22 protein-coding genes and 2 pseudogenes are annotated in these 22,617 nt (G+C 63.6%); 11 read left to right on the top strand and 13 right to left on the bottom strand.

Annotated features, from left to right (window positions below; genetic code table 11):
• Window positions 1-18 precede the first annotated feature (18 nt).
• Both ACFTS5_RS07920 and ACFTS5_RS07915 read left to right on the top strand, forming a co-directional pair.
• A complete protein-coding gene (locus ACFTS5_RS07920; protein ID WP_378628667.1) occupies window positions 19-882 on the top strand; it encodes a glycosyltransferase family 2 protein in 864 nt (287 codons plus the stop codon).
• Between the two features lie 19 nt (window positions 883-901).
• Window positions 902-2,074 carry a hypothetical protein gene (locus ACFTS5_RS07915; protein WP_378628664.1) on the top strand — a complete coding sequence of 391 codons (1,173 nt, stop codon included), beginning with the start codon at window positions 902-904 and terminating at the stop codon, window positions 2,072-2,074.
• Window positions 2,075-2,400: 326 nt separating this feature from the next.
• Here the strand turns inward: ACFTS5_RS07915 and ACFTS5_RS07910 are convergent, their stop codons facing one another.
• Window positions 2,401-2,604 carry a hypothetical protein gene (locus ACFTS5_RS07910; RefSeq protein ID WP_101468890.1) on the bottom strand — a complete coding sequence of 68 codons (204 nt, stop codon included), beginning with the start codon at window positions 2,602-2,604 and terminating at the stop codon, window positions 2,401-2,403.
• A 132-nt stretch (window positions 2,605-2,736) separates the two neighbouring features.
• The gene (locus tag ACFTS5_RS07905) at window positions 2,737-3,042 is read right to left on the bottom strand and encodes a hypothetical protein (protein ID WP_378628662.1); all 306 of its coding nucleotides are present in this window, start codon (window positions 3,040-3,042) and stop codon (window positions 2,737-2,739) included.
• Between the two features lie 201 nt (window positions 3,043-3,243).
• On the opposite strand from ACFTS5_RS07905, the gene ACFTS5_RS07900 reads away from it, so the two are divergent.
• Window positions 3,244-3,966 carry a hypothetical protein gene (locus ACFTS5_RS07900; RefSeq protein WP_378628659.1) on the top strand — a complete coding sequence of 241 codons (723 nt, stop codon included), beginning with the start codon at window positions 3,244-3,246 and terminating at the stop codon, window positions 3,964-3,966.
• 168 nt (window positions 3,967-4,134) lie between these two features.
• Here the strand turns inward: ACFTS5_RS07900 and ACFTS5_RS07895 are convergent, their stop codons facing one another.
• Window positions 4,135-4,767, bottom strand: coding sequence for a winged helix-turn-helix transcriptional regulator (locus tag ACFTS5_RS07895; RefSeq protein WP_378628657.1), 633 nt, complete (start codon window positions 4,765-4,767; stop codon window positions 4,135-4,137).
• Between the two features lie 82 nt (window positions 4,768-4,849).
• On the opposite strand from ACFTS5_RS07895, the gene ACFTS5_RS07890 reads away from it, so the two are divergent.
• The gene (locus ACFTS5_RS07890) at window positions 4,850-5,257 is read left to right on the top strand and encodes a DUF1761 domain-containing protein (RefSeq protein ID WP_378628654.1); all 408 of its coding nucleotides are present in this window, start codon (window positions 4,850-4,852) and stop codon (window positions 5,255-5,257) included.
• Window positions 5,258-5,442: 185 nt separating this feature from the next.
• Window positions 5,443-5,844 (top strand): annotated as a pseudogene (locus ACFTS5_RS07885) (integrase core domain-containing protein); the annotation flags it as partial.
• 22 nt (window positions 5,845-5,866) lie between these two features.
• On the opposite strand, the gene ACFTS5_RS07880 reads toward ACFTS5_RS07885, so the two are convergent.
• The 5 genes from ACFTS5_RS07880 to ACFTS5_RS07860 all read right to left on the bottom strand — a co-directional run bounded on the left by ACFTS5_RS07880 (window position 5,867) and on the right by ACFTS5_RS07860 (window position 9,274).
• Window positions 5,867-6,004, bottom strand: coding sequence for a hypothetical protein (locus ACFTS5_RS07880; RefSeq protein ID WP_378628652.1), 138 nt, complete (start codon window positions 6,002-6,004; stop codon window positions 5,867-5,869).
• Window positions 6,005-6,253: 249 nt separating this feature from the next.
• Window positions 6,254-6,790 (bottom strand): restriction endonuclease, encoded by a 537-nt coding sequence (locus tag ACFTS5_RS07875; RefSeq protein ID WP_378628649.1) that lies wholly within the window; start codon window positions 6,788-6,790, stop codon window positions 6,254-6,256.
• A complete protein-coding gene (locus ACFTS5_RS07870; RefSeq protein ID WP_378628646.1) occupies window positions 6,787-7,716 on the bottom strand; it encodes a hypothetical protein in 930 nt (309 codons plus the stop codon). Before ACFTS5_RS07870 ends, ACFTS5_RS07875 begins: the two co-directional genes overlap by 4 nt.
• Window positions 7,717-7,884: 168 nt before the next feature.
• Window positions 7,885-8,013, bottom strand: coding sequence for a hypothetical protein (locus ACFTS5_RS07865; RefSeq protein WP_378628644.1), 129 nt, complete (start codon window positions 8,011-8,013; stop codon window positions 7,885-7,887).
• Between the two features lie 217 nt (window positions 8,014-8,230).
• Window positions 8,231-9,274 carry a hypothetical protein gene (locus ACFTS5_RS07860; protein ID WP_378628641.1) on the bottom strand — a complete coding sequence of 348 codons (1,044 nt, stop codon included), beginning with the start codon at window positions 9,272-9,274 and terminating at the stop codon, window positions 8,231-8,233.
• A 419-nt stretch (window positions 9,275-9,693) separates the two neighbouring features.
• On the opposite strand from ACFTS5_RS07860, the gene ACFTS5_RS07855 reads away from it, so the two are divergent.
• Together ACFTS5_RS07855 and ACFTS5_RS07850 are read left to right on the top strand one after the other, a co-directional pair.
• Entirely contained in the window at window positions 9,694-11,484 is a 1,791-nt protein-coding gene (locus ACFTS5_RS07855) for a hypothetical protein (RefSeq protein ID WP_378628639.1), read from the top strand.
• Between the two features lie 267 nt (window positions 11,485-11,751).
• Window positions 11,752-12,063: a hypothetical protein gene (locus tag ACFTS5_RS07850; protein ID WP_378628636.1), complete on the top strand. Its 312-nt coding sequence runs from the start codon at window positions 11,752-11,754 to the stop codon at window positions 12,061-12,063.
• 251 nt (window positions 12,064-12,314) lie between these two features.
• Here the strand turns inward: ACFTS5_RS07850 and ACFTS5_RS07845 are convergent, their stop codons facing one another.
• Window positions 12,315-13,214 carry a hypothetical protein gene (locus ACFTS5_RS07845; protein ID WP_378628634.1) on the bottom strand — a complete coding sequence of 300 codons (900 nt, stop codon included), beginning with the start codon at window positions 13,212-13,214 and terminating at the stop codon, window positions 12,315-12,317.
• Between the two features lie 207 nt (window positions 13,215-13,421).
• On the opposite strand from ACFTS5_RS07845, the gene ACFTS5_RS07840 reads away from it, so the two are divergent.
• On the top strand, window positions 13,422-15,413 hold the full coding sequence (locus tag ACFTS5_RS07840) for a competence protein CoiA family protein (protein ID WP_378628631.1): 1,992 nt from the start codon (window positions 13,422-13,424) through the stop codon (window positions 15,411-15,413).
• Window positions 15,414-15,719: 306 nt separating this feature from the next.
• Here ACFTS5_RS07840 and ACFTS5_RS07835 read toward each other — a convergent pair whose 3' ends face one another.
• Window positions 15,720-16,649 carry a hypothetical protein gene (locus tag ACFTS5_RS07835; protein ID WP_378628629.1) on the bottom strand — a complete coding sequence of 310 codons (930 nt, stop codon included), beginning with the start codon at window positions 16,647-16,649 and terminating at the stop codon, window positions 15,720-15,722.
• Window positions 16,646-17,314: a hypothetical protein gene (locus tag ACFTS5_RS07830; RefSeq protein ID WP_378628628.1), complete on the bottom strand. Its 669-nt coding sequence runs from the start codon at window positions 17,312-17,314 to the stop codon at window positions 16,646-16,648. The genes ACFTS5_RS07835 and ACFTS5_RS07830 overlap by 4 nt, the downstream gene beginning before the upstream one ends.
• A gap of 852 nt (window positions 17,315-18,166) precedes the next feature.
• Between ACFTS5_RS07830 and ACFTS5_RS07825 the strand changes: the two are divergent.
• From ACFTS5_RS07825 to ACFTS5_RS07815, 3 genes and pseudogenes are all read left to right on the top strand, one after another.
• Window positions 18,167-18,374: pseudogene (locus tag ACFTS5_RS07825) on the top strand (transposase); the annotation flags it as partial.
• Between the two features lie 91 nt (window positions 18,375-18,465).
• Window positions 18,466-19,290, top strand: coding sequence for a DUF1684 domain-containing protein (locus tag ACFTS5_RS07820; protein WP_378628627.1), 825 nt, complete (start codon window positions 18,466-18,468; stop codon window positions 19,288-19,290).
• Window positions 19,287-20,330: an LLM class flavin-dependent oxidoreductase gene (locus ACFTS5_RS07815; RefSeq protein WP_378628625.1), complete on the top strand. Its 1,044-nt coding sequence runs from the start codon at window positions 19,287-19,289 to the stop codon at window positions 20,328-20,330. The genes ACFTS5_RS07820 and ACFTS5_RS07815 overlap by 4 nt, the downstream gene beginning before the upstream one ends.
• Before the next feature lie 192 nt (window positions 20,331-20,522).
• On the opposite strand, the gene ACFTS5_RS07810 is transcribed toward ACFTS5_RS07815, so the two are convergent.
• A complete protein-coding gene (locus ACFTS5_RS07810; protein ID WP_378628622.1) occupies window positions 20,523-21,560 on the bottom strand; it encodes an aldo/keto reductase in 1,038 nt (345 codons plus the stop codon).
• The gene (locus ACFTS5_RS07805) at window positions 21,557-22,600 is read right to left on the bottom strand and encodes an aldo/keto reductase (RefSeq protein ID WP_378628621.1); all 1,044 of its coding nucleotides are present in this window, start codon (window positions 22,598-22,600) and stop codon (window positions 21,557-21,559) included. The genes ACFTS5_RS07810 and ACFTS5_RS07805 overlap by 4 nt, the downstream gene beginning before the upstream one ends.
• Window positions 22,601-22,617 lie beyond the last annotated feature (17 nt).

Raw genomic sequence — 22,617 nt, 5'->3', positions numbered from 1 at the left:
ACGAGAGGCCGCCCAACTGTGAGCATCGACGTCATCATCCTCACCTACAACAGTGCCGAACATCTGCCTGCCGCCGTCGCCTCCGTACGCGCCCAAACCGCCGCCGACGTGACGATCACCGTCATCGATAACGCCTCTACCGACAACACCCTCGACGTCGCCCGCGAGCTCGGGCTCAGCCCGATCGCCAACCCGCACAACATCGGCTTCGGTGGCGCGATCAACCAGGCCGCCGCCGCTACCCAGGCCGATTACGTCACCCTGCTCAACCCCGACGCAGAACTCGGCGACCCGAAAGCACTCGATGCCATGGTGGACACCCTCGCCGACCCGCAGATCGGGATCGTTGGCACCCGCATCCAGACTCCGGCCGGTGCGCCCTACCCCAACGGCCGCCGCTTCCCCTCCACCACCCTCGCCGCACGCCACGCCATCATGAGCGTGCTCCGACCGGGCACTAACTCCGCCAGCGCCGAATATTTCGGCCCCGCCATCGGCCGCCCCGACGCCGACCAGGTTGTCGACTGGGTCTCGGGCTGCTGCCTGATGATGAAACGACCGCTCTGGGAACAGATGCATGGCTTCGACCCGCGCTACTGGATGTATCTCGAAGACGCCGACCTCGCCTGGCGACTGCGCGAGAACGGTTACACCACAGTCCTTTCCGGCCCCGCCTGGGTAACCCACCAAGGCGGGCAGTCCAGCAAGTTCCGGCGCAACCGGTCGCTGTGGCACCACCACCGCAGCGCCGCCCTGTTCTACGCCCGCACCCGCACCGGCTGGCGGCGCATCCTCGTTCCTGCCGCTGTCGCGTTCCTCGGTATCCGGCTCGCTGCGCTCGTCGCGCTCAACACCGCTCGCCGCCTCGCCGCCAGCGACTGACACCACGAGGGGGTCGACCATGTCCTACGCATCCTGCTGGCTGCTCACCGGCGCCTGGCACGCCCGTTACCGTGCCCCGGGAGAGAACCTTCCCAGCGACACCATGTTCCACGTCCAGCCAATGACAACGAGACCCGGCTATGCCACCGCGATGGTCGACTGGGCTGAGCGGACCGGACCCAGCTCTTCTTACCGACACAACGGTTCTCAGCTGCTCAAGCGCTCCGACACAACTGGCGTCGAGGGGGTGGCGCGGCGAGAGTCAATGCCGCTGGTCGTTCTCGCCGCGGACTTCCGGCAGCGGTGTTGGGTGGTGTATGTGCCCTCCCGCCTCAACGAGGAGGCGGGGCTCTTCCACCGCGTCGCCGAGATCGCCCACGCCTTCAGCTTCGCTGAGAACAGCCGCGCCACAACGACGGAGCCCTCGGCGGGGGTCCTAGCCGAAGTTGTGGACCGGCTGCCGGAGTTCTCGGCCACGGTGGGCAGCCACGAGTGCTGGTATTTCACCATCGACGCCGGGGTGGAGTACGAGCACAAGTTCACCCTCGACCCCGAGACCGACATCTACGCACTCACCCGGGACATCGCCGCCGAGATCGCGCGCGGCGAGCCTGACTACCTGCGGCTCGAGTTCGCCAACGCCTTCGAGATGTGGCAGTTCCACAACTATATGTTCGAGGTCACCGGACCGACCTCGGCCGACTGCGGGTACGCCTCGTTCATCCCCCGCCGGGCGGGCGGTCACGTCATCAAACGCAAACGATTCACCCAGGACGGATTCGCCCGCTACGAAACCAAAACCCCTGTCCCCGAGGGCCTCACCGACATCGCGCAGATGCAGTCCTACCTGCACGACCGCCTCGGCCTGGAGGTCAGTTACCTCGGGGATTTCACCCGCACCAGGTTCGATAGCAACGTCGAGAGCGTCCACACCGGGCACATCTACTCGATCATGGCCGACCGGTGCGTGTTCGCCAAATACCCCGACACCGCACTCCAGCAGCTCGAGATCGAATATCTCCGATCCCGTGGCACCGAACGCGAGTGCCGTAGCGAGATGATCGATGAACTCAACTCGCTTCGAGGTTGGACGACCCAGCGCCTCGCAGACCAAGCTGTCCCGGCAAAAATGAGCTACCTATCCAAGTACACATTCCTGCGCAGACTTGCCCAGCAGCGGACAGTCGGGTGAGGGATGTGGCGGTCCCCGTTCTCGTGCCCCTGCTCCAAACGGCCGAAGACTGCGGTGATGCCTCCCGACGTTCCGGCGAAGCACCCGGCCCTAGATATCCTCGGAATTGACGAACCAGCAGACCCACCGAACCCAGCCACCGAACCTTGTGCGTCATAGCAAGGTCTCATCGCGCCAGCGGATCAACCTCGCCGCGGGTCCAGTGCCGGTGGCCGCGAAAGGCACTTCGCGGTACTCCTCGGTATCCCTGCCGCGAGCCTTCGCCGGGTGCTGGTTAGTTGGCAGGGCGGACCGCCCGCAAACATGTCCACGGGCGGCCCGGTCACCTACCGGCGCAGCATCTTCGCCAGGTTGAGCACGAATGCGCCCGCCGACACACCGGCGACGACGTTGTCCGCGCCGATGGCGACGGCAACAGCGATAGTGCTCGCACAAGTGACAGCGCTGACGTTGAACCAGTCGATGCGGTGCGGGGGCGGATCGCCGTCAGCAGGCTCTTGCTGCGGGATCGGCGGATTGGTGGCTACCATAGGCAGCGACCTCCTAGTTCTGCGTGGATGCGGATTCAGTTGGTCTACGACCCCGGCCTGTTGACGCAGGCACGGGGTCGCCTTTTTGCGTTGCACCGAAAACGCTAGCAGTAGGTCCCACTTACAGTGCACCTATGACACCCCTGTCACGGCCGAAAGCTCGGGATTCTCTGAAGGATTCGGGGGATTCACGGGAAAGCTGGGGAGGGCATTGGCGGGATTCATCATGACTGTCCGCGTGTCGCCGAGATCTCGCCCTCGGAGGCCGACCTCGACGTAGAGGTCCTGGGTGTTGTCGACCTCGTTGTCGTAGCGCACGAAGAACAGCTCATAGGTGCAGCTCCTGAGCTCGTCGCGATCGGCTTGGAAGGCCCGTTCACGGCCCATTTTGCACTTGTAGTCAATGCAGTAGCCGTTCACGGCCTCGTCGCCGATCATGCCAGGCGGTGTCGGCGCGCGAGGACCAGTGCTGGTTGCGGGTTCTGCTCCAAAGCGGCGAGACGCCTCGTCGACGTCCTTGGTGAAGTATGGGTGGCGCAGGTGGGCTGCGACCCTAAGCGTGGACCAAACTCCATGACCGCGATGTTGGTTCATACCGCCTGCTCGTACAGAATCGCGACGTCCTGAACCAGCGCCAACTTGCAGGTCGACGCGATCAAGGCATGTACAGGATCGCAAGGCATGCTCGGCACCCTGATGCGAAAGCTGGTACGAGGGGACATAATTCAGGGTGTGACTGATCGGGACGAGCGTAAGAGCGTCGAGCTGACGCTCGCAGCAGTCGAAGCGATGGCCGATCCTCACAACCCCCCACCCCCGTTCACAACATTCCAGGTCACCCAGATCCTCGGCGCACTCGATCCTGACCAGCTCCTCGCGATCGCGTCCGCAGCACTGGTGCGAGATCCCGGCAGCCACGGATGGCATTACTGGCGGTCGAAGGCACACCTGCGACTGCAGAAGTTCGACGCCGCCTGCGACGACGCGCGGATGGCACTCGGCAGGCCGCCGACCGACCGGCAGCTGCTCCTGTACCTCGAGGCGACAGCCGCAGGTGAGGCGTACCGCGCGGCGATCCGGCCCAAGGACGACGAGGTCCAGACAGCGCCCCCAGCAGCGACGGCTTCGGCGTCTGAGGTGCTGATCGCGCAGCCATGGCTGTTCGTTCCAGTCGCGATGATCGTGGCGGCGATGATCGTGGCGGTCACCGGGATACAGATCGCCGTCACCGCGCAAACGTTGTCAGATCAGCTGGCGAACGCGACTGTCGTCGTCGGTGGCTTGATCGTCGGGGCCGGTTGTGTCCTGGCCAGCGTTTGGTGGGTCATCCACCGGGCAGGGCAATTCCTTATCAAGCGGTAGGGAAATTTCGTCTTGACCACATGCCGCTCGGCGCGGGGTCGAGGCAGCCGGCAGCCTCGCGGCATCCAAACGACCGCGCATCGCCCCGACAGGCCAGTGCTCGCAGTCGGAGTGCAGCCGACGGCACGGAGGAACCGCACTGGCGGCAGGATTTGTAGCTGACTGTCCTTACGGAATCGCTCGGCGGAGAACATCAGCGTTACCGAGAAGGGTCCCCGACGCGAGGGCCTGGTCCACTGAGAGGGCACCGCCAACGAGGCCGACCACGATCTCGGGCTCGGCGGTCAGGACGGTCTCTGGTTGAAGGTCAGCGTCAATTTTCGCGCTCGGGCCGTCCTCGTCGATCCGGAGAACGATGAGGAGCCCCTCCACATCGAATCCGACCTCCACAGGCGGCACTGCCGTCCTGCCACGGAGCATCGCTGGCAGGGCCAGCGCCAGCCATCGCGGCCGGAAGTCGTCATCGCCGCGTCCCGTCGCCAGCAGCGGAATGGCCCATCTGCCGAGGGCTTCCATCGGCTCCCTGAGCTCCGCGCCCCACGGTGTCAGTCCATACAGGACGCCCGTGTCTCCCAGCTGTCGCTCCACGACCCCGGCCGACTCCAGCGTCCGGAGACGCTCGGCCAAGAGGTTACTCGCGACGCCGAGGAGGGAGGACTTCAGCTCGCCGTACCGCAGCGGCCCGGGCAGCAGCTCGCGCACGATCAGGAGATTCCAGCGGTCCCCGACGACGTCGAGCGCCCGCGCCAGCCCACAGAACTGACCGTAGGAGCGTCCGACTGGCTGCTTTATGTTTTCCATTGTGGTAGATAATATCAACCACGCACTCGGGATGCCACACCACGACTGGCCCTGGGTTCGACGAGGACAGAAGGGCTGTGCAATGGAGATCAACTGGCTCGGGGCCGCGCTCGCGTTCGTTGCGGGCATGGTCGTGGCGTTCATCTGGTATCAGAAGGGCTTCATCGCGAACGCCTGGGAGCGGCTGACGGGCGTGACGCCGGAGCGCTCGCGACCGGCTCGCGTAAGGAACATGACCCAGTTGGCCATCGCGAATCTCGTGACTGCCGTCGGCCTCGCCGCGGGGATCTCCCTCGCGTCAGAGGCGACCGGCGACGAGTCTGTGGGGATGGCTTTGCTGGTCGGGTTCGCGGCATGGCTGGCGTTCTCTGCCAGTACGCTCCTGCAGCACAATGCCTTCGAGCTGAAGCCCGCGAGGCTGACCGTCATCAACTCCAGTTACCAGCTCGCCCTGTTCCTGGCGATGTCGGTCGTAATCGGGCTGCTGTAGCGCCGAGGAGTCGTGGTGATCACGTCACCGAGCGCACCCGCGCCGAGGATGACCACCTCATGTCCGTGCGCGGCAGGTCGTCTGGTGGCGCCTGGGTGGCTTTGTCCGGGTTATGAGCCATAGATTGCTCCCTTCAATCGAACATCATGCTGCGGGCTCGGCAAGACATCGAGCGGCTGCTGCACGTGGTCGAGCGGTCCATTACCGCCGAGCGGTTGGTCGCCGAGCTCGGCAAGGTCTTCGATGCCGTCGGCGGCCCACCGAAAGTGCTGCGGATGGACAACGGGCCGGAGTTCATTTCTGTTGCGCTGCAACAGTTCTGCGTTGACCGGGTCGGGATTTCCTACATTCCGCCGGGAACACCCTGGAACAACGGGTTCATCGAGTCGTTCAACCGTCGGTTACGGGCGGAATGCCTCAACCGCAATCATTGGACGAGTTTGCTTGAGGCGCGGGTGGTGATCGGCGACTTCAAGACCGAGCACAACCTGCGGCATCGACACTCGGCGCTGGGTTATCTGGCCCCGGCCGAGTACGCTGCCCGCTGCAGCCACAGCCACCATCCGGTGGTCTGCGGCTTCAACTGATACGGATCGAACACAACCCGGCTCAATTGCCGGGTGGACTCGTTATCGGGGACTCGCCAGTCCCGAACTGCACGTTGGTCAGATTCCAGGCGCGGTACAGTTCGCCGAGTTCCGCACTCCACAGCTCGAACGAGCTGTCGAGGTCAGCGTCGAAGGACATCAGCGAAGAATAGGGTACTGGTCAGAGCTTGGACCACAGGTATCCCGCCTCAGACGTTCTGCGGGACAACTACATCGTCTACGACCTCTGCCGGGCCCGCGCTGCCGTGGGCTGTCAGGGCCAGCTGGAACTCGCCGCGGATCGAAATGGGTTGGTGCTGTCGAGAGCTACGAACCCCTCGCTCAACTCGACGAAGACCACGCACATGCCCGGCGGTGGCCTGTGGACAACCGCTTGGCCGAAGGCCGGTTACGGCACCCCGAGTCCGCCACGCATATGGGCCAAAAGAAACCTTCGCAGTAGGAGGTCGACCCACTCCTCGATGCATGTAAGCCGACTGATCTCCTCGGTGGTTATCACGAGCACCTTCATCCCGCGAGCGATCGCTCCGATGCCGAGGGCGTGGGCGTGGGATTGCTCCCGCACCTCACCCGTTACCCCGTTGGCCGCGATCAAGATGCCAGCCTCGACGCTGCGATTGGCGAGTATGTTGATGAAATAGCCAAGAGTGGCGCTGTCGACCGGTCGACTCCAGTCTTTACACTCAATCAGAATGACATGCGGTAGAGCGTGCAGGCCGTTCTGGTGTTTCCCGTTGCATACACCGAGATCTACTTGCTCTGTCCCGAAGTAGCTGATGCCATTGCGCTCCACGAGGCATCCCGGTACCAGCTCGAAGAGGTACTGAGCCAGCTCTTCGTATGCCTTACCTTGTGCGTCAGTATTGGTCGCTTCAGCAGCCAGCCGGAGGATGCGTTGGATCTCCGTTGAGTCGAGGCCGGTCATCTGCCATGCACCGTTTCGTTGCGGATCCTTCGCAGGAACGAGCCCAGCTCACCGGTGTCGACCTTGTCGACGAAGTCTGTCAAGCTCACCGACCACACCCGCGCACCAACCGCTGACATTTCGGGAGCGGATGACGGCAGGTTGTAATACAGCACGAGGCCGAGCGTTCCTGACTCATCCCTTACGTATTGGGCTAGCTGCGCCTCGGCATGAGCCTTCGGCTTCCCATTGAGACCGCTGAGCAACTCCACGAAGACAGGAGTATCAATCTGCGGATGGCTGAAGACTAGGTCAATTCGACCGGAGTTGCCGTGGCCTGTGGTCCGCACCTCCCGCTGAACTGCAATCCCACGGTCACGAAGCACCTGCTCAAGTCGTTCCGCCACGATGTCCTCTACCGGTAGTCTGGACCGGATTGAAGTTGTGATGACGGTATTTCCTGCTTCCAGGGAATCCTTGACAAGGCGTGCGATTAATTCCGACTTACCTTTGCCCGGTGGTCCGTCGACGATGATTGGCGGAAAGTTTGAATCAGGGCTCCGGGTTATCGATTGTATGAGTAGTCGTAAGTGGAGTCGGATCGCCTCTCTGTTGTCGATGCGTGCCCTTACAGTCCATGCTTTTGTTCCGGACAGGGCTTGCAGCGACGACCGGTCCGACGGGTCAACAATGAAGAGGAGAGGTAGTCCGCGAGCATAGGCGATTCCGGCTTCGATCAGAATCGCAGCTCGTGACTCTGATGTGCCGTCGGATTCATCACTAGGTACAACGACAACTCCGAGGTCGAACTCATCGAGCGGCGTTTCTGCGAGGGTAAGGCCCGCCCCGAGCTCGTAGCTCGTCCTGATACCGACGTTCTGCTCATCCAAGGCTTTCCGTAGGACTGCGAGGTCCAAAAATGTCGGTGCCATCACCAGGGATTCCACAGGCGCCGAGCATAGTCGCCCGGGTCGAGCGATGCCTCGGAGAGGACTGCTGCACACCGCACGGACCTGGGTGGTATCCCGTCAAGGTGACCTTCGTAGTTCGACCGACACCGCAGCGGCGCTGTTGTGCCGAGCCGCACGGTCGCGCCGGTGCGGTGCATCGGCTTGTTAGCTCTCTTCGTCTTCGTCTTCGTCTTTGTCTTCGTCTTCGTCTTTGTCTTCGTCTTCGTTGCGGGCGGCGGCTGCGTCGGCGCGGTCGGCGAAGCCTGCGGTGGTGGTACTGAGGGCGCGGCTCACCGCGCGGACGCTTCCGTTCGGCGACAAGACGCGCACCGCCCTACGTCGATACCTGCGAGACCGGGCCAAGCACACGCTGGCGCAGAGCCCACTCCTGTGGGTGGCATCGGCGATCAGAATTGCCGTCTGACTCGAGGTCAGCCCGCCCGCATCCACCGACGCCAGCCGTGCCGCCAACAACTGCCTCAACCTGTCGACTTCATTCCAGCAGAACACCCTAGACAGTCGCTGCCGATGTATCCGGGCAGAGTGCCGCGTGGGGCCAGGCGTGGTCGACTACTGCCGTGGCCACCGCAAGGGCTTGCTCTGCCGTCTCGACGTCAGGTTCCCATCCGGCGTGTACCGCCTTGTTCCTGACGTCAGCCAGCTTGGTCGTGATCGAATTCCGACTGGCGGTCACACCTCCGATCCTGGTGAGGACCTTCACAACATCGGCGATACCCTTGCACTGCTCGAGCAGTTGATCAACGACAACGGGATCTGCTTTGGCATGCTGTCGAACCTGATATGACAGGGAAATCTCTGCGCCGGTGCAAGCGTCGATGACAGCACGTCGTGTCTGTCCGGCCTTCAGCCACGACCTCGCTTCCCGCAAGTACAGCCACCCTTGCGGTGGCAACGAGCCGCTGCCAGCGAGATGCAGACACCGCGCAAGGACGGCGGAATCCGGAATGTTCACCGCTCGTGGGCGAGGCATCGCTGCCTGTGACCGCTGCTTCCACGTGAGCCGCTGTGCAGTATCACCGGGCTGGTCACCAACATGGGCAGTCAGAGCGTGTCCCCGTGTAGGCGGTCCGCCGGTTCCGCGTTGATGGCCAAGCAGATCGAGGTCGGTATAGATATCCAACCACGCTTCTAAACTCAGCCACCAATCCTTCAAGCTGAATTCGATTTCCCGACAGACACTTTCCACATCCGACTCCGACCCCGCCACCTCGAATCGGTAGGCGAGACGGGAAATCTGAGCGGTACGGCAATACTGTCCATCCCTGGTGCTGACTATCCCCCAGAATCGGCCGTCCGCTTGAACCGCGTACTCATATTGCGTGTCCGGAGCCGTGAGTATCGGCGTTATGCCGAGGAGTAGATCCTCGCCAATCCTCGGCAACAGAATCGTCACCTTATGGCCAGCGATCGCCGTCCGGAACTGTCCGCCAACGCAATCCGCCTGCACGTACAAGTTTGGGCAGTACGCGAAGGTCCCTTCGACCACCGGGACGAGTGCGTGGGACGGCAGCGCATCTGCCTCCTGTGCGGTCATGAGCTCCAGGATGTCAGAAGCGTCCGACATCCTCAGCTCAATTCCGCTCACCCACCTACCCATCGCAACCACGACATGTGGAACACCCGCCTAGCATTTCTCGTTCCAGCACTCCCGTCCCCCACGCCGCAGCGTGTTCGGTTTCTTCGGCGACAGGGACAAAGGTTGGAGCTGAGGTCAACTGGCTCAATCTTCCCCAGGTCGACGATCACCCGAGGTTCGTACTGCCAACCCTCGACGAGGCGTTCCGGAAAACCTAGTGACACAACGATTCTGGCTACCAGACCGCCACGCCACGCGGCTATGGGCAGCCCACGGCCCACCTGCGATGGCGAGTCGGCCGGCATCGGTAGACGAGCCGTGCCTGACAAGTTGACTCAGCCGACCTCCAGGGGCGCGCGAGACATATGATCTCCCGCGTGACCGAGACCTCCGAACCGCGACTTGGCGTCGAAGCTCTGTCGGCCCTGGTCCCCACCATCATTCCCAACCCTGCGGCCGATCCGGAACTCGTGACGATCGCGGAACGCTACTGGTCGATCGACGGGTTCGCCGAAGAACTTGGGACACCGATATGGAGCGAGAAGGTCCGGGATATCGACACACAAGGGTGGGGGCAGCCCCACGCCGTCGCGGCGGCCGGGGGGCGAGCACTCGTTCCAGACCGAACGTGTTCCGGATGTGCTGGGCCGCTCAGCCTCACGTCTCGATCCGCATTCGCGCTAGTGTGCAGCGGCAATCCACCCGAGTGCGTTGAGTGCACTCCCTCGCTGCTGCGTTCGATCCGGGCGGTCATCGACCCGGCACGCAAAGCAGAACGAGACGCGGCCAGGATCAAGAGTCAAGCCACACAGGCTCGCGACAACGCGCGTGACCAGTGGCGGCAGGTCCAGCAAGTGGTCGTTGACGAGAAACACGGCGCCGTGTTCCCCTCGCCCGAACGGTCACTACCCGATGCTGGGGTGCGAGAACAGATCGCCGCGCTGGCACTACTTCGGTACGCCCCCTGCTCCGCGCCGATTGAGCCTGTCACCAGCTGGCCCGAGCCCTGGCACCCCGACTGGGACAAGGTTGGTCAGCTCCTGGGCGACTTGGTGAACGCGGACCTGGTCCGCATCGCGCCTTCTAGCCCTGCATCCGCGTTTGTCTGGGTGCACGAAAGCTTCGATGCCGCCTGGCGGATTGCCGACGGTGGCCCTGAAACGGTGCCGACACCGCAGCTCACCGGCTCCTACTATCCGACCCGCGTCTCCTACTACGTGCCCGGCGGAAGTAGTCCAGAAACCGCCGCGCAACGCCTTGACGCGCAGCTAATGAACGCTCTCGCCCCCGCTGGTATGACTACAGATCGCCGCATCGAACTGCGGGATGTGGCCGCCGAGCTCATCGCCGCTGAAGCAGTGCGCTACCTCAGCGATCAGCTCAACGAGCACAATCTGCCTGCGGTCCCTGAGAACCAGCGAGCCAGGCTATGGGCCGCGATCGAAAGACTCGTCGAGCACAGGCCCCTCGGCGAGATCTACAACCTCGTGTGGCAATCTGCCCGAGTAGCTGCCGTGTCTGCGCAGAAAAATCCACGGGCGCGGCCTGCAAACATGAGTACACACGCGGTCAGCCGGTTGGAGTCCCATGCCCAGCGCGCAGTATCCGAACCTGGGTGGGAGATCAAACCGTTCAGCGAGATCTCCGGTATCGGTCACGGACTCGCGGCGATGACTCGCACGCTGTTCTACACCATTCTCGACAGCGACCCATTGCAAACAACCCCCCTGCAGATCGCCGTGGCGCTACGCGCGCCCATGGACGAAACGTCGGTCGATGAGCCCCCCGCCCCGACCGTGCATGACGACGAACGCGCACAGACTCTTGCGTGGCTGCATGCACACCCTGCCACATGGAATCCTGCCGAGGTTCTTTCCGTCCTCGATGCCGCCGCGGCTTCCCAGCAGGACGGCCCGGTATGGGTGTTCGAAGCGACCGTGACCGCGCGTGGAGCGGGCCACCTGCGTGATCTCTTCACTCAGATCGCGCCAACTGTTGGCTTGAGGAATGCGACGCTATCGGTCCTGGCCGCCACCGCTATGCTCACCGACCCGATCGTTGTCGGTGACGGTGAATCGCTCACAGCCGGGGAGGTGCTTTTCCGTCGATTGAGCTTCTGGCTTCTCAGCCAGCCCGACGATGGTGTAGAGGACGGCCCGCGAATGTAAGGAAGTGGTGCGGTCAGGTATCTGGCCGCGCTGACACGGGCCAATCGTTGGAGCCCCGGCGGTTGCCAGTACGCAACTGGCGCACGCAGCTGAATGTGGGCCCGGCTGCGCAAAGTGAGCTCGCGCCAAGCGAACTCGTGATCGACACCGTTCTGCCCGCCTCGCCCGCCGCAAGCCGACGATCTTGGGCGGTGTGAGCAGTGGCGTGTCCCATCCAACACTCCGACAAGAACTCGAAGACGCAGACCCGGTCGCTACTATCGCTGCATGGGCCTCAAAGTGAGTATCGATCTGTACGAGCTATCGTTCGGCGACCTCTATGACTTCGTAGATCTAGCTCGCGGTGCTGGAATCACCAATGACGTCAAAGTCACTCAGGTTCCGATCGAGAATCACGACGAGTTCTCGATCGATCGCTTCGAGGTAGAGCTACCGAGTGACAACGTCCGCAAGGCTGTCAACCTGGCGGGCCTCGACCGTGATCATCTCGCCGACGTGCTCGAGGAGGTTATCAGTAGCGATGGCGATGCCCGAGCTGCGCTGATCGATCTGAAAGAGCTCCGCGAACGCCTGCTTTGAGCCACTCGGGCGCGACGGGTCTCGGTGCCGCCGATCATCCGCCACCACCTCTATGTTGGCCGCCGAGACTGCCACGGTCGCGTGACCACGGCGTGAGGGTTTCGCGCCAGGCCGTTCGCTTGTCGGCGTGACACGGCGTATCCGGATCGGCGGGCATCACCGAATACACACGTGCCTCGCGTGCGGGACGATCATCTATTGCCCGCCGATCCACACCGACTGCGAGCACCAACCCGCCGTGCCGACCGGTCTCAGAGCAGGCCGAGTTGCCCGCTGGGCGCCTTGTGCGCAGCGGCAGCCAGCTCTGTGATGAAATCCCGCGGCAAGGCCAGCTCGTTCGTGTGATGCGCCATGACCCACTTCAGGGTGGCCTTGCGACGCCCGTCAGCACTGCTGGCCGACCGGAACTGGTCCGTCGCCGCCAACGAGGTCGCCAGTTCCGCCAGCCGCTCATCAAGCTGATCAACCAAGTCGATGCGCTGCTGGTTGAGCAGACCTTGAGCCCCCTGAATGATTTCGGCGAGTCTCCATTGGTCCCCGTCCTCAAGGATCGGTGCGATAACAGGCAACGCACTAGCCGCCGCATTGTGTTCGAAGCGGGTTCGGGCGCGCCGGAACGCAGGATCACTTGCCAACGCTTCGGCCAACCGAGCAACCTCCTCGTGTCTGCTGGGACCGTCCGAGACTTCGGCGAGAAAGGAGGTGACGGCGTCGTCGATTTCTTCTAGACCGTCGGCGAACTCGGCGTCTTGGCTCCAGGAGTGCGGAAGCCCGAGGTGAACAAAACTCACATTGACCCGGCGAGTGAACCCGTCGATCCTGCGCAGCGCCAGCAGACTCAAATCACGGGCAGCACGGTCTTCTGGCTCGAACTCGAGTTGTTGAATGCACTCCACGATGGAGTCGGTCTCGATGACTTCGCGATCGAGGTACAGCGCGACGGCCCCGAGGGCCAACGCGGCTTCGACCACATCGGAGGGACTCATCGTCGAGCCAAGAGTGACTCCGCTGGCCTCGACAGTGGCGGGGGTGATGACGGCTAGCCCGTGGTTCAGGGCTGCACGTTCTAGCTCGGCGACCGATTCGCCGAGTACGTCTGCGATAGCTACATCCAACTCTGCTGCGATATCAGCAAGGTGGTCCAGTGTCATGGCGGGCACCGTAGACCTGCCCACCGACAAGTAGATCGTTCACCGCTCCACTAGACGTTGGCGGGTATGGGCAGAGACTCGATCGATCGTCAGTCGCTGGTGGACGCGGGACTGACCCCGGACTCTGTCGGTGGGCGCTCGTAGTATCTGCGGATCAGTGCCGCGCGTTGCGGCATCTGCGCATGGATAGCGTTCGGGGGCACGTGTATGGCTCGATCTGAGGCAGGTGGGTTGCCGGGTGGGGCGGGACCTGCTGGTTTCGGCAGATCTCAACAGGCGATCAGAGAGACCTTCGCCGGGCGTTTGCGGCTGGTCGGAGACGAGCGGTGCGCATTCGGCCCCAACGAGGAACTTGTCGATATTCTCAATCCTCGCGACTTCACCCAATGGCATCGATCAGGGGACGTTCAGCGATCCCGATCGGGACTGGTGTGCCGCTGGTGTCGACAACCAGTCCACATCACCTACCGCAAAAGCGATGGTGGAGTGTGGATCTCGCACAACGCCAGCGATGATGGCGATCGGTGTGCCCGCCGAACGTCATCGGCAGGTGAAACTGCCGAACACACAACATTGAAGTACTGGTGCCGAGATCGGCTCAAAGCTCTCGGTGCGACCGTATCTGTCGACGAATACCAGGTCGGGGCACGCAAAACCGACGTCTACGCAGAGCTGGGATCACGAGCGCTCGCCATCGAGGTCCAGTGGTCATCACTATCGAAAGACGACGTACACAGACACACCGCTGAACTGGCGGCGCGCGGATGCTCAGTGGTGTGGTTGACCTGGCACTGCACATGGCTGACCCAGGTCCCGGCCCTAGCGATCGACAAGTTTTGGCCAGACGCCACCACGGCCACTGCATTGGAGTACTCGATATCTCAGGGTCTGCTGTTCGCCAACGACAGCGGGCTCCTTGCACCCAGACGACAAAAACAGCCACTCGGGCGGTTCTTCGAACGTTGGGCACACGACGAGATGGCTTGGGGCTACCGAAAAATCGATAGAGGAGGTTGGGCGACGGTGCGGGACTGGGAACAGGAAACCAAACGGCAGACCGCCGTGATCGCAACCCACGAATCCACGATCGCGGCGCGCGATCAGCAGATCGCCGGGCTCAACACGACCATCGACCGACAAACTATCGAGTTCGCAGAGATGGCGGTCCAACACGCCGACGAGCTCATGGTGGCCCAGTCGGCGCTCGAAGAGCAACGGATCGCTAACGACAAACTCGCCCAGCAGGCGGCGACCAATAGTGAGCTGACTGCCGCGGCGAGTACCGTCGGCCGGCTCGGGTCCGAGATGTCACGGCATCTAAGGGCACTCGAAGGGTGGCGCGATGCCGTCACCGTCCAGTTCGAACGACCCTGGCCCTTCTGGCGACGCCCCGCACTCCCGCCTCGTTCGAGGGATGAGATCGCCGAGCTACGAAGACAATTCGAACGAATCAACAACTCCGATGACAGCTCGCCACATCCCATAGGCGTCGAAACCCCTAACTCTGCTGCTTCCTGGTGGGAAACAAGGCGTTGGGCAAATACCTACACCGACCAACACCAGGGTCGGGAGCGTAAACCCCGCCTGTTTCGAAGCCTGCGCGCTACACGCGCAGTCCGAGCGGAGCGTAAACGGAGTAACAAGCCCGTCCCTGTTCCACCAGTCCGGGCCATCTTGCTGCTATTGGTGGCATCCGTGGCACTGATCGGTGGTGCGGTCTTGGCCAGCGACACAGTACTGGCCTGGGGCTTACCAGCGGCCGGGGCGGGATTCATTGCCGCTGTGATGCTGCTGATCAACCGTCGGACAGTGAAGTTGGCGGATCAGCACGGAGGTGAGGTAACCCTGTTTCCTGGTCATGGTTGTGTCGAGCTGACCAACTGGACCTACCTGCCCCGGGTCGGCGAAGGTGCGGCCAGGGCACGTAACTCCGCATACTTGGTAGTGCGGGACGTTCTTCACTGGGCTGACGAAAACGGCGTTCACCTGGCCGCTACGGCGGCGACTGAATGGCACGCCGGGCTCTATCGGTGCGTGGGATTTTCCGAGCCTCAAACCGATACCCACAAAATCCACTCCGTCGCCAGGTCTGCGGTGTGGCTACGAGGACAGAGCGCAGCGCTCATACGCCCACCAGGCTGCGGGAAGCCTGACATCCAGGCGGTTCGCGACTATCTTGACCGCGCAAGCCAACGGTAGGAGCTGGTCACGGTTCGGCCCTGATTGCTGCGGCAGCCTCGGTGTTGTGCGCACCCGGTACTCCGTTGAACGTTGACGATCGTGGGGTCAGTATCGACGGCGAGGAAGTGCACGCCGCGCTACCGCAGCGGTCTTTCGGCGGCATACGTTGAGCCTGAGAGCGTGCACGCATCCGGCGCCCCGTCGCGATGAGCTGGTGAGATCGTCATGAATCCACGGTAAGCCTGTACCTAGGTACAAAGATGCAGGTCTGAAACCAACCGATCGCGGTCCTCAACATCACGCTGATTCAGGTGCATCTCATAGCTAATCGTTGCCATACTCCGGCCCGTAGTATTCCGCGACGTCGTCGTCGGTCGTGGTGAACTCTGTGTCGACTCCAGCAGCCTCGATGAACTCGTAATCCGGAAGCACCAATCGGCAGGTTGAGCAACTGAAGTGCGAGGAGCTGACAGTCAGCTCTACCCAGGTCACGTAGTCATCCAGATCGCTACCGCCCCAGGCACCTTCAACTTTAGAGGCCACGATGTTGTCGCCCTCGACAGCAGCATCAGAATCTCCACACGCGGGGCAGGTTGCGGTTCCATACTTGCCCCAAAACCCGGACGAGAGGTCGCGGTCCTTCGCGAACTCGTCTGCCAAGCGGGCAGGCAGGTTTCCCGAGCGAAACTGTGCCAGCCGTTGCTTCGCCCGCTCGATCAGTGCCTGAGTACGGCTTTCGACATTCTTCTTGTTCTGAGCAAGGTGGGACTCCACTTCGTCGACCCGTGACTCACCCACCATGTCCTCGAGTGTCTTGTCTTGGGCCTGGATCAAGATCAGTGCCTGAGCCCAGAACTTCGGCCACCACGCCTCGGGTGGCAGCGGTGCGAACTGAGCTGCGCCTCCATGCAAGTAGGCGTTGCGCGCGATGGTGATCTTGCCAGCTTCCGCCTCGCTGAACGGCACGAAAGCCTTGGCGCACCGACTCATTAGGGTCTTCGCTGGTACTGATGTGAATTTCGGCTGCGGAGGAGTCAAGCCGCTCGCGGCGAGGAGATTGCCTCCATCCTCGGTCGGCGAAGCGATCAGAAGTGGTGAGTGACGCGACAAAGCTGATTTTGCTAAAAGTTCAAGTGCCAGTGCGGCCCATAGGGCCCGCTCGTCGAAGGATCGCTCATCGCCGTCGTCCATCGCGTGGTTCAGGAATAGCTTGGCCTTCAGCCAGAGCGCTTGGGCGTCGTAATTGTCGCTCACGGTTTCCTCTTGAGTCGGAACGCTGCTCGAACCATCACCCGGTCGTGGTCACCGTCTGCGACTTCCGACCGCGCGTGTAGGACGGCTCGGTTATCAATCAACAGCACTTGGTTCGGCAAGCTCCACTCGAAGGTCACGGAGCCATCAAATGCTCGATTCATGGTCTGGATGGCGGTGTGAGCACGCTCATCGGCTGGTCGCATGCATCCGGGATCGTAGCGCCACCGCCCTACTTCCATGTCATATGCAGTTGCCAGAAAGGTGTCTGTGCCAGCGTCAACGGTGAACAGGCCGTGTTCGAACTCCTCGCACGGATACTGCGGCTTCCAGAGCTTGGTGGGTGTGGAGTTCGGTTGTGGCGCAGCGAGTATGACAACGTCAGGTGGCTGGCGAAGGTGGGCGCCGTCGGTGTGCAGAGGCTGGGCACCGAGGCCGTAGACCGCGCTCAACGACCGCGAGGGAGCCTGCTGAGCAGTAACAGGTCGCAACTCGCTGAGATTTTCTTCCCCGCGTCTGTTCGGCACTTCCTCCCAGGCAAGGATCGTTGAGGCGGCGACAAGGTCCTCGATAGCGCCTACCCACGTTGCCCAGCCTTGTTTCTCGGCTATTTGCCAAAGATCGGCGAGCACCGGTGCGAAGTGAAGCTGCGCTCTGGTCGGTTGCACTGTCTGTCATCCTTCTGGCGACGTCCTCGGCCCCACACTTTGGAACTCGTAGAACGCTACAACCCATGCCGCGCGGCTAACTCGGCAACAGCAGAACTACGCCGATGGAGCCGCCTCGCGCCAGGGGAGCACAAGAAATCGAAACGGGAACGGTCTCCATCGCCTGGCGAGCCACTGCCCACCGACGGCAGGCGTGGGCCCATCCGACCGCGCGGGGCGTCGCGGACTGCGGGAGACTTCGCCGCGCTCGATCACGAAGCTCAACAGCAAGTCGCGAACGACCCCGAAGGCCCGTACGTTCACGCCACCCAGATCCACCAGTGCGGAGATGCGCAGGAGACATCTACGTCAGCCCAGGGTAAAATCTGCTTCGATCACTAGCTGTCCGACGCAATTCCCCAGGTCGCGCCCGTTCCCATCTTTGGTGTGCCCCGCCGAGGGCGCGAACCTGCGACATCCCGTCGGGACAGAATTTCTATACCGTCTTCCTGGCTCGCGACAGTGCCTGAAATCCGTCTGGCGGCATACCTCGACCCAGACATCCCGATCATGGACCACCCGCCCAGCAGCGCGTGTTTCTACGATTCTTCTACGAATTTCAGACGGGTTTGCACAGGAGCTTCCGGGAAGCGATGGGCAGCTTCGGGGCTACCAGATAGTCATCTACCTGCGGAAACAGGGAAATCCTGGGAGGTGTCGGGCACCTTTGGGAACCTGCGGAAACGCAGTGCCGACTTCATGACCGACAAAACCTATACCACCGCTGACTTGGTCATCGTCGGGGTCCACCCCTACTTTCGACTCCTTGATGCCGCGGAAGCGTCTGCGTCCCTTCCGCTCTCATTGAGACAAACTCTGGGTCGGCCATTTTCCAAACGCGCCGACGACGTGCTCGCCTACTTCGATCGGCCCGGCACGAGCAACGGTCCAGCTGAGGCGATCAACGGCGGGCTCGAGCGCCTGCGCGGCTCTGCGCTCGAGCTGGTTCCGCAACCTCACCAACTACATCGCCAGGTCCCTGCCCGGGGCCGGCGAGTTCAGGCTGCGGCTACACCCCTGATTGTGAAGACCCATTTTGGGTTTCGGGTGAATTGTGTTCGGGTTGAGCGCAATTCTGTCCGTGGGCGGTGGTGTCGGGTTGTATCGATGCCATGGCAACACAGGAGACCCCGGTCGCCGAGGTAGACAGTTTCACCGCCGAATGGCAGCAATGGCACCGCGAGCAGGAGGCGCGCCTGTCCGACCGGCACGGATTCCTGGCCATCACGAACCTGCACTGGCTCACCGAAACCCCGGAGCGGTTCACCGACGCGCCCGGCACCTGGTCCACCGGTGCCGGCGGTGTGGTCGTGGTTCTCGACGAGGGCGAGGAACTGGTCGTGGAGGGGACACCGGTGCGCGGGCGCTACGAGTTCGGTGCGATCGCCGAGCGCGACGGGGTGAACGCTGTGTGGGGTGATGCGGTGATCGAGGTCGCCCGCCGTGGTGGCAACGACATCGTCCGACCCCGGCACCCGAACAACCAGTTGCGCACCGCCTTTCGAGGCACGCCCGTATTCGCGCCGGATCCGAAGTGGGTGGTGACGGGTCGCTATGTTCGCTTCGAACAGCCGCGACCGACCACCGTCGGCGCCTCGGTCGAAGGCCTCGAACACGTCTACGACGCACCGGGACAGGTCGAGTTCGACATCGACGGTCAACCGCTGCGGCTGACCGCGTTCCCCGGCAGGAACCCCGGCGACCTGTCGGTGCTGTTCACCGATGCCACTTCCGGAGTCACCACCTACGCCGCGAATCGCGTTGTGCAGGTGTCGACTCCGGCTGCCGACGGCACCGTCGTGCTCGATTTCAATCGGGCGGTCAACCTGCCGTGTGCCTACACCGATCTGGCGACCTGCCCGCTGCCACCCGCCGAGAACAGGCTCCCGATCGCGGTCGAGGCTGGAGAGAAGATCCCCTACGAGCGCCAGGGATGAGCTCGCCGCAGATCAGCACCTTGGCGTTCCTGACGCCGGGCAACTATCTCGACGACGATCCGTACACCGGGTTAGAGGACACGCTGCAACTGTTCGAATACGGCGAGCGCCTCGGCTTCGACGGTGCGTGGATCCGGCAGCGCCATCTCGAGCACGGCGTGGGTTCGGCCGCGGTCTTCCTGGCCGCCGCCGCCCAGCGCACCAGTCGAGTGGAGCTGGGCGCCGCGGTCATTCCGATCGGCTACGAGAGCCCGTTCCGGCTGGCCGAGGACCTGTCGCTGGCGGATGTGCTGTCGCGAGGGCGACTCCAGCCCGGATTCAGTGCGGGCACCCCACCGCACGCCGATCTCATCGGCGACCTGGTCTTCGATGGTGACTGGCGCAGCTTCGACCTGTCCTACGGTCGCGTGGCCCGCCTGCTCGCGAACCTGCGCGGGGACTATCTCGGCGACGCCGACACCGTCATCCACTCCCCGGGCAACACCCAGCGTCCCCGCCTTCAACCGCACAGCCCCGGCCTGGCCGATCGCGTCTGGTACGGCGGCGGGAGCGTCCGATCCGTGCACTGGACCGCGGCGAACGGACTGAATCTGCTCAGCGGCAACGTCGTCTTCGGCGACGCCAGCGACGATTTCACCACCTCCCAGCTGACCCTGATCGCGGACTATCGCCGCCTGATCGACCCGGCTCGACCCGCCCGTGTGGCGGTCGGACGCGTGATCGTGCCGTTCGACAGCGCCGACCACGCGACCCGCGAGCGTTACCGCGCCTATGCCGCGAGCCGCCACGACCGCACGCTCGGCCCACAGGGCGAACGTCGAATCCTGTTCGCGCCGGACATCGTCGGCACCGCCGAGCAGATCCTGGAACAGCTGCGAAGCGACCCGGTGCTCGCACAGACCTCTGAGCTGCGCCTGGAACTGCCCTACGAATTCCACCGTGAGGACTACGAGCAGATCCTGCACGACACCGTGCACCTGATCGCTCCCGAACTGGGTTGGAAACCAACGTTCACGAACGAGGCGCCGACGTCGGTGTGACCGGCTGCTCGGTGCGGCGCCGAGCGCCGGAGCGAGCACGGCATCACGCTGGCCCACACCTCGAATCCGCGCCGATGGTTCGCGACGGTGAACCGGATGGCTGGGCTGCGAGCCATCGACCGAAATCGCCGCTGTGACACCGAACTCGCTGAGGGAGAAAGGATTTCTCCTCCCTCAGCGATCACCGATGGGTCAGGCGGCGCGTCTGCGCAGGGCGGGGTCGGCCAGCGCGTCCGGGATCTTGCCGGTGTCACGGTCGGCGAAGATCGTACCGGGTGGGACTATCTCGTCGATGCGGTCGAGGATCTCCTCGCCCAGGACGACGTCGACCGCACCCAGATAGGCGTCGAGGTGCTCGTCGGTGCGCGGGCCGATGATGGCGGCGGTGACATCTCGGTGAGCGAGTACGAAACCGATCGCGAGCTGGATCAGAGTGAGGCCCGCTTCCTCGGCGAGCACAGCGAGCGCGTCGGCGGCGGCGAGTTTATCCGCGTTGGCCGGTGCGTCGATGTCGAATCGGCCCGGGATCAGTTCGGCCCGATGGGAACTCGGCTGGGGTGCGCCGAGGCGGTACTTGCCGGAGAGCCACCCTGCGGCAAGCGGGCCATAGGTGATGATGCCGAGGCCGTACTTGCGGGCGATCGGCAGGGTCTCGCGTTCGATGCCGCGGATCAGCGGCGAGTACGGAACTTGTTCGGTCGCAGACCGATTGGCCTTGGTTCGGTCGGCGATCCACTGGGCTTCGACCAGTTCGCCGGGTGAGAAGACCGAGGTGCCGTAGTAGCGGATCTTGCCTGCGCGCACGAGGTCGTCGAGGGTGGCGACGGTGTCTTCCAGCGCGGTCACCGATTCGGGGCGGTGCACCTGGTAGAGGTCGAGGTGATCGGTGTCGAGGCGACGCAGGGAGTCCTCGATGGCGCGGGCGATCCAACGCCGGGAGTTGCCCCGGTGGGTGGGGTCGTCGTCGACGGCGTTGTGGAACTTGCTCGCCAGGATCACCTCGTCGCGCCGATCGCGCAGCGCCTTGCCGACGATGATCTCCGATTCGCCGCGCGAATAGGTGTCGGCGGTGTCGATGGTGTTGATTCCGGCGTCCAGCGCCCGATGGATCAGCGCGATCGATTCTTCGTGGGTGGTGCCGCCCCGGGAACCGAAGTTCATGGTGCCGAGTACATACGGGCTCACCCGGACTCCGGTACGGCCGAGCAGGCGCAGGTCGGACAGGCTCATCGGGTGGCTCCGATCGTGGTGCGGCGGCGGACGGCCGCGTCGGTGAGCGAGGGCGGCAGGTAGCCCTCGTCGGCGGGGCTGAGTGTGGTTCCGGGCGCGACGATCTCGTCGATGCGGTCGAGCACCTCGGTGCTCAGCCGCACATCGACGGCGCCGAGCTGGGTCTCGAGGTGGGCCAGGGTGCGCGGCCCGATGATGGCGGTGCTCACCGCCGGATGCTGGAGCACGAACGCCAGCGACAGATGCACCAGCGAAATGCCCGCTTCGTCGGCGAGTTTCGCCAATTCCTCGGCGGCGGCGCGCTTGCGCTGGTTGGCGACCAGTTCGGGGTCGTGCCGGTGCGGCTGCCGGGCGAGCCTGCTCGACTCGGGCGCGGTCTCCCCCGCCCGGTAGCGGCCGGAGAGCCAGCCGCCCGCGAGCGGACTCCAGGTGAGTACGCCCAGGCCGTGCCGCTCGGCGATCGGCAGGGTGGCGCGTTCGGCGCCGCGAGCCAGGATCGAGTACGGCGGCTGCTCGGTGACCGGGCGCGCCAGGTTGCGGTCCTGAGCCACCCATTGCGCCTCGACCAGCTGATGCGGTTCGAACGTCGTGGTGCCGTAGTAGCGGATCTTGCCCGCGCGCACCAGATCGTCCAGCGCGCGCAGTGTCTCCTCCAGCGGGACGTCCGGGTCGGGGCGGTGCACCTGGTAGAGGTCGAGGTGGTCGGCGCCGAGGCGGCGCAGCGAGTCCTCGACGGCGCGGATGATCCAGCGCCGGGAGTTGCCGCGACTGTTCGGGTCGGCCCCGATCTGGCCGTGGAACTTGCTGGCGAGGACCACGTCGTCGCGGCGGCCACGCAGGGCCTTACCCACGATCTGTTCGTTCTCGCCCTGGGAGTACACGTCGGCGGTGTCGACGACGTTGATGCCCGCGTCCAGGGCGCGGTGGATGATCGTCGCCGCGTCGTCGTGGTCGGGGTTGGCCCAGGCGCCGAAGTTCATGGCGCCCAGCGTGAGTGGGCTCACCAGTACGCCGGTGCGGCCGAGGTGTCGCAGTGTCATGGAGTGGGTTGTCACTT

Source organism: Nocardia sp. NPDC056952, assembly GCF_042674185.1.
Taxonomy (GTDB): domain Bacteria; phylum Actinomycetota; class Actinomycetes; order Mycobacteriales; family Mycobacteriaceae; genus Nocardia.
Note: the sequence above shows the minus strand (reverse complement) of the source record. Positions and strands in the feature narration are given on the sequence as shown.

What these genes read in the sequence shown, in the direction of transcription:
- ACFTS5_RS07915 (WP_378628664.1), top strand. Translation starts at nt 902, where the DNA reads ATGTCCTACGCATCCTGCTGGCTGCTCACCGGCGCCTGGCACGCCCGT.
- ACFTS5_RS07910 (WP_101468890.1), bottom strand. Translation starts at nt 2,604, where the DNA reads ATGGTAGCCACCAATCCGCCGATCCCGCAGCAAGAGCCTGCTGACGGC.
- ACFTS5_RS07905 (WP_378628662.1), bottom strand. Translation starts at nt 3,042, where the DNA reads ATGATCGGCGACGAGGCCGTGAACGGCTACTGCATTGACTACAAGTGC.
- ACFTS5_RS07895 (WP_378628657.1), bottom strand. Translation starts at nt 4,767, where the DNA reads ATGGAAAACATAAAGCAGCCAGTCGGACGCTCCTACGGTCAGTTCTGT.
- ACFTS5_RS07890 (WP_378628654.1), top strand. Translation starts at nt 4,850, where the DNA reads ATGGAGATCAACTGGCTCGGGGCCGCGCTCGCGTTCGTTGCGGGCATG.
- ACFTS5_RS07880 (WP_378628652.1), bottom strand. Translation starts at nt 6,004, where the DNA reads ATGTCCTTCGACGCTGACCTCGACAGCTCGTTCGAGCTGTGGAGTGCG.
- ACFTS5_RS07875 (WP_378628649.1), bottom strand. Translation starts at nt 6,790, where the DNA reads ATGACCGGCCTCGACTCAACGGAGATCCAACGCATCCTCCGGCTGGCT.
- ACFTS5_RS07860 (WP_378628641.1), bottom strand. Translation starts at nt 9,274, where the DNA reads ATGACCGCACAGGAGGCAGATGCGCTGCCGTCCCACGCACTCGTCCCG.
- ACFTS5_RS07850 (WP_378628636.1), top strand. Translation starts at nt 11,752, where the DNA reads ATGGGCCTCAAAGTGAGTATCGATCTGTACGAGCTATCGTTCGGCGAC.
- ACFTS5_RS07845 (WP_378628634.1), bottom strand. Translation starts at nt 13,214, where the DNA reads ATGACACTGGACCACCTTGCTGATATCGCAGCAGAGTTGGATGTAGCT.
- ACFTS5_RS07840 (WP_378628631.1), top strand. Translation starts at nt 13,422, where the DNA reads ATGGCTCGATCTGAGGCAGGTGGGTTGCCGGGTGGGGCGGGACCTGCT.
- ACFTS5_RS07820 (WP_378628627.1), top strand. Translation starts at nt 18,466, where the DNA reads ATGGCAACACAGGAGACCCCGGTCGCCGAGGTAGACAGTTTCACCGCC.
- ACFTS5_RS07815 (WP_378628625.1), top strand. Translation starts at nt 19,287, where the DNA reads ATGAGCTCGCCGCAGATCAGCACCTTGGCGTTCCTGACGCCGGGCAAC.
- ACFTS5_RS07810 (WP_378628622.1), bottom strand. Translation starts at nt 21,560, where the DNA reads ATGAGCCTGTCCGACCTGCGCCTGCTCGGCCGTACCGGAGTCCGGGTG.
- ACFTS5_RS07805 (WP_378628621.1), bottom strand. Translation starts at nt 22,600, where the DNA reads ATGACACTGCGACACCTCGGCCGCACCGGCGTACTGGTGAGCCCACTC.